This window comes from Agrobacterium fabrum str. C58 (assembly GCF_000092025.1).
Lineage (GTDB): Bacteria > Pseudomonadota > Alphaproteobacteria > Rhizobiales > Rhizobiaceae > Agrobacterium > Agrobacterium fabrum.
The window spans coordinates 2,504,441-2,515,000 of the sequence record NC_003062.2; the positions used below are offsets into that span (position 1 = coordinate 2,504,441).

Annotated in this window: 8 protein-coding genes, 1 tRNA gene and 2 rRNA genes (1 of these 11 running past the window's edge); 3 read left to right on the forward strand and 8 right to left on the reverse strand. The window is 57.6% G+C overall.

Annotation, left to right across the window (positions count from 1 at the left end; all coding sequences use genetic code 11):
* Positions 1–18 precede the first annotated feature (18 nt).
* On the reverse strand, positions 19–558 hold the full coding sequence (gene graD, locus ATU_RS12335; RefSeq protein WP_010972383.1) for an FADH(2)-dependent resorcinol hydroxylase reductase component: 540 nt from the start codon (positions 556–558) through the stop codon (positions 19–21).
* A 204-nt stretch (positions 559–762) separates the two neighbouring features.
* Here graD and ATU_RS12340 point away from each other — a divergent pair, with 204 nt between their 5' ends.
* Together ATU_RS12340 and ATU_RS12345 are read left to right on the forward strand one after the other, a co-directional pair.
* Positions 763–1,194 (forward strand): MarR family winged helix-turn-helix transcriptional regulator, encoded by a 432-nt coding sequence (locus tag ATU_RS12340; RefSeq protein WP_010972384.1) that lies wholly within the window; start codon positions 763–765, stop codon positions 1,192–1,194.
* Between the two features lie 134 nt (positions 1,195–1,328).
* Positions 1,329–1,718: a hypothetical protein gene (locus tag ATU_RS12345; protein WP_035255799.1), complete on the forward strand. Its 390-nt coding sequence runs from the start codon at positions 1,329–1,331 to the stop codon at positions 1,716–1,718.
* Positions 1,719–1,852: 134 nt separating this feature from the next.
* Here the strand turns inward: ATU_RS12345 and ATU_RS12350 are convergent, their stop codons facing one another.
* The 4 genes from ATU_RS12350 to ATU_RS12365 form a co-directional block, all read right to left on the reverse strand.
* A complete protein-coding gene (locus ATU_RS12350; RefSeq protein WP_010972386.1) occupies positions 1,853–2,482 on the reverse strand; it encodes an outer membrane protein in 630 nt (209 codons plus the stop codon).
* A 239-nt stretch (positions 2,483–2,721) separates the two neighbouring features.
* Entirely contained in the window at positions 2,722–4,158 is a 1,437-nt protein-coding gene (locus ATU_RS12355) for a sensor histidine kinase (RefSeq protein WP_010972387.1), read from the reverse strand.
* The gene (locus ATU_RS12360) at positions 4,155–4,829 is read right to left on the reverse strand and encodes a response regulator transcription factor (RefSeq protein ID WP_006312166.1); all 675 of its coding nucleotides are present in this window, start codon (positions 4,827–4,829) and stop codon (positions 4,155–4,157) included. The genes ATU_RS12355 and ATU_RS12360 overlap by 4 nt, the downstream gene beginning before the upstream one ends.
* 149 nt (positions 4,830–4,978) lie before the next feature.
* Positions 4,979–5,611 (reverse strand): TetR/AcrR family transcriptional regulator, encoded by a 633-nt coding sequence (locus ATU_RS12365; RefSeq protein ID WP_035255795.1) that lies wholly within the window; start codon positions 5,609–5,611, stop codon positions 4,979–4,981.
* A gap of 145 nt (positions 5,612–5,756) precedes the next feature.
* Between ATU_RS12365 and ATU_RS12370 the strand changes: the two genes are divergently transcribed.
* Positions 5,757–7,793 carry an NADH:flavin oxidoreductase gene (locus ATU_RS12370; RefSeq protein WP_010972390.1) on the forward strand — a complete coding sequence of 679 codons (2,037 nt, stop codon included), beginning with the start codon at positions 5,757–5,759 and terminating at the stop codon, positions 7,791–7,793.
* Between the two features lie 96 nt (positions 7,794–7,889).
* Here ATU_RS12370 and ATU_RS12375 read toward each other — a convergent pair.
* The 3 genes from ATU_RS12375 to ATU_RS12385 form a co-directional block, all read right to left on the reverse strand.
* A tRNA-Met gene (locus tag ATU_RS12375) sits at positions 7,890–7,966 on the reverse strand.
* 240 nt (positions 7,967–8,206) lie between these two features.
* A 5S ribosomal RNA gene (rrf, locus tag ATU_RS12380) occupies positions 8,207–8,321 on the reverse strand.
* A 267-nt stretch (positions 8,322–8,588) separates the two neighbouring features.
* A 23S ribosomal RNA gene (locus ATU_RS12385) occupies positions 8,589–10,560 on the reverse strand; it runs 850 nt beyond the window's last position.

Genomic DNA, 10,560 nt, shown 5'->3' on the forward strand with positions numbered 1-10,560 from the left:
TGATCTGAGCGCTGAAATTCAGACGGGTTCGTGCGCGGGGCTTGCGGCGCAATATTGGGCATTTTCGTAAAGCAGCGGCCGTGTGGTCTCGCTGACATCGGCCGAAACCACCTGTCCGATGAAGACGGTATGGGTTCCATAGGGCATGGCCGCAACCCGGCGGCAGGCGATGGCGGCATGGGCCGTCGGCAGGTAAAGAACGCCATTATCGTGGCGTTGCCAACTGCCGTCACGGAAACGCTCCTCCGGCGGCAGCTTGCCGCTGAAGCCATCCGAAAGCGCGATCTGATCCTGCGTCAGCACGTTGACGATGAAATCGGGCCGGCACAGCAGCAATTCATGCAGCAGGGTACGATTATTCAGGCAGACCAGCAGAGACGGCGGCTCCATCGAAACCGAGGTGACGGCTGTCACCGTCATGCCATGGTCGCGCTGATCACCGGCGGCGCAGGCGGTAATGACCGTCACGGTTGCCGGAAAACGGCGCATCGTCGAACGGAAATTCTGGCCGACGCCTTCAGGCGCTAGGCCGCTCAGGCCAAACAATGCTGATGTCATGAGATCCTCCCAAATCCTGAAATCTTTTTATTTTCATTTGCAACATTTGTCAATGCAAATGTTTTTCGTCATTTTATACCACTGGGAACCCCGTCATTCCCGGGCGTTGTGGAGTGAAGCTATTGAAACGGATTGATTGTGCCGGTACAGCCGATAGGCGCACATCAGCATCTGCGCGGATGGTTCTCAAACGGGGATTTGCTCGTGTCTTATCAGTTCACCGACTCGGTACCCTACCTGCTCAACTGGGTGGGCGTTCGGCTGGGCGAGCGTTTTTCCGTGAGGCTGACCTCCTATGACATCACGCTGCCCATGTACCGCGTGCTGGCGACGCTCAGGCAACAGGAAAGCAAGACGCTGACCGAGCTATCGGACATGGTGTCGGTGGAAATCTCCACCCTTTCGCGACTGGTGGGGCTGATGGTGCGGCGCAATCTCGTCAGCCGCGAGCGGCCGGCCGACAATGCCCGCATTGTGTGCATCAGCCTGACGACAAAGGGCGAGGAACTTGCCGACGAGCTCATGCCCATCGCGGCCATGTTCGAAAAAACCGCGATCGAAGGCCTCGACCCGGGCGAGGTGAAGCTTTTCAAAAGCATCCTGCGCCATATCGGCCTCAATATCGCCGGTCTCTGAGAAGCCGCGTCAGGGCGACTGCTGTCGCCGGAGCCGGGAACAGCAAGCCAAAGCCCTCCAGGGCTTTGCATGCAATGTATCTGCAATGGCCGATTCCTATCCTTGCGAAACCTCACGCGGATGAAAGGAACCCCATGCCTGAGAGATCGTCAGTGGCCGTCCCGGCAGCAATCTTCCTCGTCGCCGGCGCATCGTTGCTGCTCGCGGCCTGTGCATCGACCGTCATGAAAAGCTATATCGGCGCGCCTATTACCAGCGTGATGCTGGATTACGGCCCGCCGGACAATATTTACAGCCTCGGCCCCGGCCAGCAGGCCTATCAATGGCGCAAGAACAAGACACAGGCCGTCGCCGGTTCATCGAGTGGCGAAGTGCGGACAACACGGCGTGGCGAGCGTTACGAAGTGTCCGAAACGCCGGGCTATATCGAGCGCATCGATTGTTATTATACGTTCTACACCCGCAATTCCGGCAGCGAATGGTATGTGACGAGCTTCCGGCAGCCTTCGCTCGAATGCGAATAATCCTTTCCGGATCTCGGATTTCGGTCCGTCGCCGCCCGCCTGTTTCGCGCTACGCGCCGTTCTACCGCCGCTTCCACGCTGAAAGCGGCGGTATTTTTTGAATTCTCCCTGGAAGCCTTCATGGAAGCGGCCGATCAGAAGCGATAGTTCAGACCGGCCTTGATGACATGATCGCTGACATCGGTCTTCGACCGGCCGCTGGATGTCGTGGTGGCCACATTTCCCGTGCTCACATAGTTATATTCAAACTTAGCCGACAGGCCGCCGCCAAAGCTCTGTTCGACGCCGGCGCCGACCAGATACCCCTGTTTCCAGCCGTCGGGACCCGTCACGCCATTGCCATCCTTAAACTTCGTCGTGGTCAGGCCGGCAGTGCCGTAAAGAAGCGTGTGATCAAGCGCCACGCCGGCCTTTAACTTGGCCGCACCCCGGAAACGCTCACGCAACCGGCCGTTCGGCACACGCGCATCGTTTCCGAGATAGGAGCCTTCCACTTCCGCACCGACGACGCCGGAGCCGAACTGGAAGTTATAGCCCGCCTGAACGCCACCCGTCAGGCCACGGCCGCTGGCCAGTGGACTGAATTTCGGAGAGGCGACGCCACCATGCGCACCGACATAGGCTCCGCTCCATGAGAAAGCCGGCTGATTGCCGTAGTCGAAAGATTGCTGCGTATTGTAGTTGGTGAGATCGGCGGAATAGGCGTTGCTCGCAATCGCAACGGCGATAGTCACGGCGGCAAGCGATTTCTTGATGATCGACATGAATGACTCCAGACGAAACCGCTGCGCCAAGGCCTGGCGCCCGCAAGGTTTCAGTTCGCGTTGAAGAACCGGAAGCCGGTTCCCGTTCGTCTCCTGCGCCCGATCGGCATGACATGCGGATGAGCTCAGCAGATACGGGCATTTTCCGCGCGAGAATTACGCCTGCATTGCACGCAACGAGTTTGACTATAAATATCTGATTTATTTAATATAATTAGACGATTTTCTTTAACTATATTTTAAGTATTACCGGGCGCGACTGCTTTCGAAACGACCGAACGGATTTCCAGCCGAACGCAGAAGCCGGGATTGAGATCAAGGAACAGAACACGGCCACGATGAAGCTCGGCGGCCTTCTGGACCAGATTTAACCCAAGGCCAGCGCCCGGCGAATTCGTGTTGATGCGATGAAATGGCTCGAATACCTGCCCGCGCTCAGGAACAGGTATGCCCGGTCCTTCATCGCAGACCTCGATGGCGCCTGCCGCGTCAATCCGGATCGTGATTGCGCCCCTGCCGCCGGCATGATCGATCGCATTGCGAACGAGGTTGACGACCGCCATCTCGATGATCGACGCCTGCACAGTGAAGATGGCGGCACCCACGCTTGGCTCGAAATCGAACTCGTAACCCGCATCCATCGCAATCGGGGCGAGATCGGTCGCGATGTGCTCGACAAGCTTATTGAGATCGCACGGCTCCGCCGGCAGTTCCACTGCGCCCACCGCCTGCATTTCCAGCAGCTGGTGCGCAACACGGGTGAGGCGATCGATATCCGCCCGGATTTGACGGCTCAGTGCGTCATCGGGCAAAAGATCGGCTCTGGTCCGCACGATTGCGATCGGCGTCCTCAGTTCATGCGCCGCATCGGCGAGAAAGCGGTTACGGCGATTATACCCGTCATCGAGCTTCGAAAGCGCAACATTGAAGGCATCCACCAGCGGGATGATTTCAAGGGGGACTTTCGAACGGTCGATGCGGGCGGAACGGTTATCAAAATCGATGGACTGCGCCTGCTTCACCGTCTCCATCAGTCCGCTTAGGGATCGCCCGACCGCCCGTGGGGTCACGAGCAGCGTCGCGATGCCCGTCAGGATCAGCATCGGCACGACGGCGATAAGGATGATGAGGCCCAGCGCCGGCAGCACGGTCAACCAGCGAATGGCGCCCTTGGCATCCTTTTCCAGATCGAGTTGAACATTGATCCAGATACTCAGGCCTTCATTGAGGATTCCCTCTTCTGTTCCGGCAATGAACTGAAGCCGCCCAGCGGATGTATCGCGGTTTTCCACGGTGGCGCGCACTGTACCGGCCGCCTCCAGGCGCGCGCGGTCAAAACTCCAGGGAAAGGCCGCCGACAGGGCAGACGCCGGAACAACACCATATTGCAACACGATGTCATCGGTGTCCCGCACCACAAACCAGAGATTCGGATAGCGCCGTTTCAACTCCGCCAGTTCCGGCGTCAGCGACAGTTGCGGCCTGCCCTGTGCATCTTTTGTCACGCTCTCCGCGACGATGCGGGCAGCCTCTTCATTCGCGCCTTCGAGGCGCGGATCAATGATCCATATCCAGCCGATGAGAAGGATGACGAAGAGGAGAAGCAGGAAGGCCTGCAAGGCGAAAAGACGCTTCATCAGCCCCCATCGCAGGGATCGATCATGTGTCTTCTTCATGTCTTCAACCGGACGAGGTAACCAATATTGCGCACGGCTCTTATCTCCACCGTCGCTTCCGCCTGCGCCAGCTTCTTGCGGATACGGGAAATATGCGCATCGAGAGCATTGGACTCGATCTCGTCATCGAGCGTATAGACGGCCTCGATCAGGCTCGACCGCGTGACGATGCGGTTCGGACGCCGCATCAGGGCCTCCAGTACCAGATACTCCCGCCGCCGCAATTCGATACTGGAACCTGCAACGCTGACCTCATTGCTGCGCGGATCAATGCCCAGATTTCCGAACCGCGTATATTTGTCGGCAAGCGACGGGCCACGCCTGTGGAGAGCCCTGAGACGGGCGAGCAATTCTTCGATCGCAAAGGGCTTGGCAAGATAATCATCCGCCCCGGCATCCAGCCCGTCGACACGGTGATCGACATTTCCGAGCGCGGTCAGAACAAGGATCGGCACGGAATTTTTGCTGCGGCGAAGCGAAGCCACAAGATTCAGCCCCTCACCATCGGGAAGACGGCGGTCCAGAACCAGGACATCGTAAGAGCCGTCCCGCGCAAGGGCATCGGCGTCGCTGATGGTGCTGACATGATCGGCAAGCACATCCCGCCGGCGCAAGGCCTCCAGAAGCGCGCGCGCCATTTCAGGTTCATCCTCAAGAAGCAAGATTCGCAATGACGTTCCCCAAGATGGACCCTTGCCATTCCCACCACTGGTCGGTGAATGTTGCAGCTACATTGCAGGAAGCCAGAGGGTCGGTGCGTCATTCTCTACATGGCTGGGGCAGCGCCGCAACAGACGTTTCAGGCAAACAGGCTCTCAGCCTACGAACCCGGCCTGTAACCATGCCTCGCATAAAACCGGTCGAGCTCGCGCTGCTGCGGTACCTCGCCGGTATAGATGGCAATATAGTCAGGAATCCTCTGCATCCGCACCGCCATATCTTCCTCTGACTGCATGGAAATATAGCCGATCTGCACGAGATAGGTGGTGCGGGCACGCACATCCGCCATGGTTTCACTATGGCCGAAACGCATGAACATCCGTGAAAGCGCCGCCATCCTCATGTCGTCGGCTTTGCCGACCTCCGCGAGAATCCCGTTCGACTGAAGGGCCCAGCTTCGAACCGCAAATTCAAAGCGGCTGTCAAAAAGCGAGGGGTCCAGCCAGCAGTCAAAAATATTCAGCATGGCTTCGACGAGCGTTTCGGCATAGGCCTCCGACTGCCTGACGATACTGCCGGTGTTCTTTTCCCGCCAGCGTGAGACCAGCGCCGCCAGCAGCTCCTCCCTGTCCTTGAAGAACCAGTAGAAGCTCGTGCGCGACAGGCTGAGCTTTTTCGCCAGGGGCAGAATCTTGACGGAATCCACACCCGATTCCAGCAAGGCCTGATAGGCGGCCTCAAGCCACCCCTCATACGAACCGCGCCAGCCTGTCTCGTTCAATGTCGCTTCCATGATGATTTTCCTATCAAATAGGCCCAGGCGCGACAAGGTGAATGTCCAGCTATGTCGAAGCAATAAACACCTGTGTTTTCTTAATTGACACATATGTACATTCCCGCTTAGCCTCCTCCCATGAAACGTCTTTGGAGCATGGCGCATGTCGAATGATCCCCTTCTTCAGCCCTACCAGCTGAAACACCTCACCCTGCGAAACCGCATCATCGTCACCTCGCATGAGCCCGCCTATCCCGAGGATGGCATGCCGAAGGGGCGCTACCGCGCCTATACGGTGGAGCGGGCAAAAGGCGGTGTCGCCTTGACGATGACGGCGGGCTCCGCCGCCGTCTCCCGGGACAGCCCGCCCGTCTTCAACAATCTGCTCGCCTACAAGGATGAAATCGTTCCCTGGATCAGGGAAATGACCGACGCCGTGCATGAACAGGGTGCGGCAATCATGATCCAGCTGACCCATCTCGGCCGTCGCACCCGCTGGGACAAGGGCGACTGGCTGCCGGTGCTCGCCCCCTCCCACCAGCGGGAGGCGGCACACCGCGCCTTCCCGAAGAAGATCGAGGATTGGGATATCGAGCGCGTCATCAAGGACTTCGCCGATGCCGCGGAACGCATGAAGGCAGGCGGCATGGACGGAGTGGAGCTGGAGGCCTATGGCCATCTCATCGACCAGTTCGTCTCCCCGCTGACCAACGAGCTTGACGGACCCTATGGCGGCTCGCTGGACAACCGCATGCGCTTCTGTCTCGACGTCTTCAAGGCGATGCGTGAGCGTGTGGGCGATGATTTCATTCTTGGGGTCCGTTATACCGCCGACGAATGTCTTAAGGGCGGCACGGGCAAGGCAGAGGGTCTCGAAATCTCCAGACGGCTGAGGGACAGCGGCCTGATCGACTATCTCAATGTCATCAGGGGCCATATCGATACCGATCCTGGCCTGACCGACGTCATTCCCATTCAGGGCATGGCCAATGCGCCGCATCTCGATTTTGCCGGCGAAATCCGCGCGGCAACCCAATTCCCGACCTTCCATGCCGCCAAAATCCAAGACGTCGCGACCGCCCGCCATGCGATCGCCTCCGGCAAGGTGGACATGGTCGGCATGACGCGCGCACACATGACCGACCCGCATATCGTGCGCAAGATCATGGAAAAACGGGAGGACGATATTCGCCCCTGCGTCGGTGCCAATTATTGTCTCGACCGCATCTACCAGGGCGGCCTCGCCTTCTGCATCCACAATGCGGCGACCGGCCGCGAAGAAACCATGCCGCACGACATCACCAGAGCAGCGGAACGCCGCAAGGTGGTCATCGTCGGCGCCGGTCCGGCCGGGCTTGAGGCAGCGCGTGTCTGCGCCGAACGCGGCCATGACGTTGTCGTCTTCGAGGCTGCGAACGATGCCGGCGGCCAGATACGCCTAACCGCTCAAAGCGAGCGCCGCCGCGAAATGATTGGCATTATCGACTGGCGCATGAGCCAATGCGAAAGGCTCGGCGTCACCTTCCACTTCAACAGCTGGGCGGAAGCCGACACGGTCCTTTCGGAAAACCCCGATGTCGTCATCATCGCCACCGGCGGATTGCCGCATACCGACGTGCTTTCAAAGGGCAACGATCTCGTCGTTTCCGCCTGGGATATCATTTCCGGTGACGTCAAGCCGGGCACGAATGTGCTGGTCTTCGACGATGCCGGCGATCATGCCGGCCTGCAGGCCGCCGAATGTCTGGCAAAGGCAGGCGCGAAGGTTGAGATCATGACGCCGGACCGCGCCTTCGCCCCCGAGGTCATGGCCATGAACCTGGTCCCCTATATGCGCGCGCTGCAGAAACTCGATGTCACCTTCACCGTTACCTACCGGCTGGAAGCGGCGGAAAGAAACAGCAACCAGCTCATCGCCCATGTCGGCAGCGACTATGGCGGCGTGGCGAAATCAAGGAATGTGGACCAGATCGTCGTCAATCACGGCACGGTGCCGCTGGACGAGCTCTATTTCGAGCTGAAATCCGGCTCGAAAAACCTCGGCGAAACCTCCTACGACGCCCTGCTTGCGGGAGAGGCCCAGACAGTCGAACGCAACCCGGCCGGCACATACAGGCTCTTCCGGATCGGCGATGCCGTGGCCGCACGCAACACCCATGCGGCGATCTACGATGCGCTGCGTCTGGCAAAGGACATCTGAGACAGATGTCGCGTCGGGAGGGCGAATTCGACCAGAGGGTATTCCAGCGTAAACGCAAAAAAACCCGCAGCTTGAGCTACGGGTTTTTTTGTATTTTGGTTGCGGGGGCAGGATTTGAACCTGCGGCCTTCAGGTTATGAGCCTGACGAGCTACCGGGCTGCTCCACCCCGCGTCCAGCGCATTCGGCAAGGCCGAATGTCGCGGTTACGTCGTTGCTTTAGCGACGACGGATCTTTGCCGGAGATAAATTGCGGCACAATTTATCTCCTTTAAGGGGCGCACAAGATTTTGTACGCCATTTCATTGCCTTTAAAGCCCTGCCTTAAACGACGAAAGGCCGCTTGGATAGCGGCCCTTGGTGTCGGCTGGGCCGAGGTATGTGAATGAGAAGATTTTGAGTTGCGTTTTGCAGACCTGGCAGCGACCTACTCTCCCGCGTCTTGAGACGGAGTACCATTGGCGCTGGGGCGTTTCACGGCCGTGTTCGGAATGGGAACGGGTGCAGCCGCCCCGCGATAACCACCAGGTCGGCAAAACGCAACATTGTTCATGTTTTAACATGGACTGTTGTTTTCGAGAAGCTGGCAGACTTTCGTCTGATTTAATTTAACACGTCTTTCTGTGACTGGTCTGTTTGCCTGCCTTACTCGAGATCGAGCTTGGCAGCCATACAGGACGCTAGTCCGTCGCCAATCGTTTGGCGCGCCGTCTGCAGCGTAGTGGCCGAAGGCCACGTCAGCGTGAAGACAGAACAGATGTCATCGACCTTTGTTCGATGAACATAATCAATGGGAACGAAGAAGTCGATCGAGCTATTAGTAACGGTAAGCTTCACACATTGCTGTGCTTCCACACCCGTCCTATCAACGTGGTCGTCTTCCACGGCTCTGATAGGGAACACTCGTTTTCAGGTTGGTTTCCCGCTTAGATGCCTTCAGCGGTTATCCATTCCGTATATAGCTACTCTGCTATGCCCTTGGCAGGACAACAGATCCACCAGAGATACGTCCATCCCGGTCCTCTCGTACTAGGGACAGATCCTGTCAATATTCCTACACCCACGGCAGATAGGGACCGAACTGTCTCACGACGTTCTGAACCCAACTCACGTACCGCTTTAAATGGCGAACAGCCATACCCTTGGGACCTGCTCCAGCCCCAGGATGCGATGAGTCGACATCGAGGTGCCAAACAACCCCGTCGATATGGACTCTTGGGGGTCATCAGCCTGTTATCCCCGGCGTACCTTTTATCCGTTGAGCGATGGCCCTTCCACACGGGACCACCGGATCACTATGACCGACTTTCGTCTCTGCTCGACTTGTCAGTCTCGCAGTCAGGCGGGCTTATGCCATTGCACTCGACGACCGATTTCCGACCGGTCTGAGCCCACCATCGCGCGCCTCCGTTACTCTTTCGGAGGCGACCGCCCCAGTCAAACTACCCACCATACACTGTCCCGGATCCGGATAACGGACCGCGGTTAGACATCCACGAAGATAAGGGTGGTATTTCAAGGATGGCTCCACACGAACTGGCGTCCATGCTTCAAAGCCTACCACCTATCCTACACATGCCTTGGCGAATGCCAGTGTAAAGCTATAGTAAAGGTGCACGGGGTCTTTCCGTCTGACCGCAGGAACCCCGCATCTTCACGGGGAATTCAATTTCACTGAGTCTATGTTGGAGACAGCGGGGAAGTCGTTACGCCATTCGTGCAGGTCGGAACTTACCCGACAAGGAATTTCGCTACCTTAGGACCGTTATAGTTACGGCCGCCGTTTACTGGGGCTTCAGTTCAGAGCTTGCACCCCTCCCTTTAACCTTCCAGCACCGGGCAGGCGTCAGACCCTATACGTCGTATTGCTACTTCGCAGAGCCCTGTGTTTTTGATAAACAGTCGCTACCCCCTGGTCTGTGCCACCCCATCATACTTGCGTACAAAAGGGTCACGCTTCTTCCGAAGTTACGCGTGCAATTTGCCGAGTTCCTTCAACATAGTTCTCTCAAGCGCCTTGGTATACTCTACCTGACCACCTGTGTCGGTTTCGGGTACGGTCTATACGGTGGAGCTATTTCCTGGAACCTCTTCGCCGCACATTCAATCCAGTAAGAATGTACAACACACGAGATCCGTCACTACCACCAGGCCCACGAATATTAACGTGGTTCCCATCGACTACGCGTGTCCGCCTCGTCTTAGGGGCCGGCTAACCCTGCTCAGATTAACTTTAAGCAGGAACCCTTGGTCTTTCGGCGAGGGAGTCTCTCACTCCCTTTATCGTTACTCATGTCAACATTCGCACTTCCGATATCTCCAGCAGCCCTCACGGGTCCGCCTTCACAGACTTACGGAACGCTCCGCTACCACTGAAGCAACCCGAAGGTTGCCACAATCCTCAGCTTCGGTGCATGGCTTTAGCCCCGTTACATTTTCGGCGCAAAGACCCTTATTTAGACCAGTGAGCTGTTACGCTTTCTTTAAATGATGGCTGCTTCTAAGCCAACATCCTGGTTGTTTTGGGATCCTCACATCCTTTCCCACTTAGCCATGACTTGGGGACCTTAGCTGGAGGTCAGGGTTGTTGCCCTTTTCACGACGGACGTTAGCACCCGCCGTGTGTCTGCCGACTAGTACTCCTCGGTATTCGGAGTTTGGTTAGGATCAGTAAGACGGTGAGTCCCCATAGCCCATCCAGTGCTCTACCCCCGAGGGTATTCGGTCGACGCTCTACCTAAATAGATTTCGCGGAGAACCAGCTATTT

Coding starts and splice junctions, on each gene's coding strand:
- ATU_RS12365 (WP_035255795.1), bottom strand. CDS start 5,611: ATGGAAGCGACATTGAACGAGACAGGCTGGCGCGGTTCGTATGAGGGG.
- ATU_RS12370 (WP_010972390.1), top strand. CDS start 5,757: ATGTCGAATGATCCCCTTCTTCAGCCCTACCAGCTGAAACACCTCACC.
- ATU_RS12350 (WP_010972386.1), bottom strand. CDS start 2,482: ATGTCGATCATCAAGAAATCGCTTGCCGCCGTGACTATCGCCGTTGCG.
- ATU_RS12355 (WP_010972387.1), bottom strand. CDS start 4,158: ATGAAGAAGACACATGATCGATCCCTGCGATGGGGGCTGATGAAGCGT.
- graD (WP_010972383.1), bottom strand. CDS start 558: ATGACATCAGCATTGTTTGGCCTGAGCGGCCTAGCGCCTGAAGGCGTC.
- ATU_RS12345 (WP_035255799.1), top strand. CDS start 1,329: ATGCCTGAGAGATCGTCAGTGGCCGTCCCGGCAGCAATCTTCCTCGTC.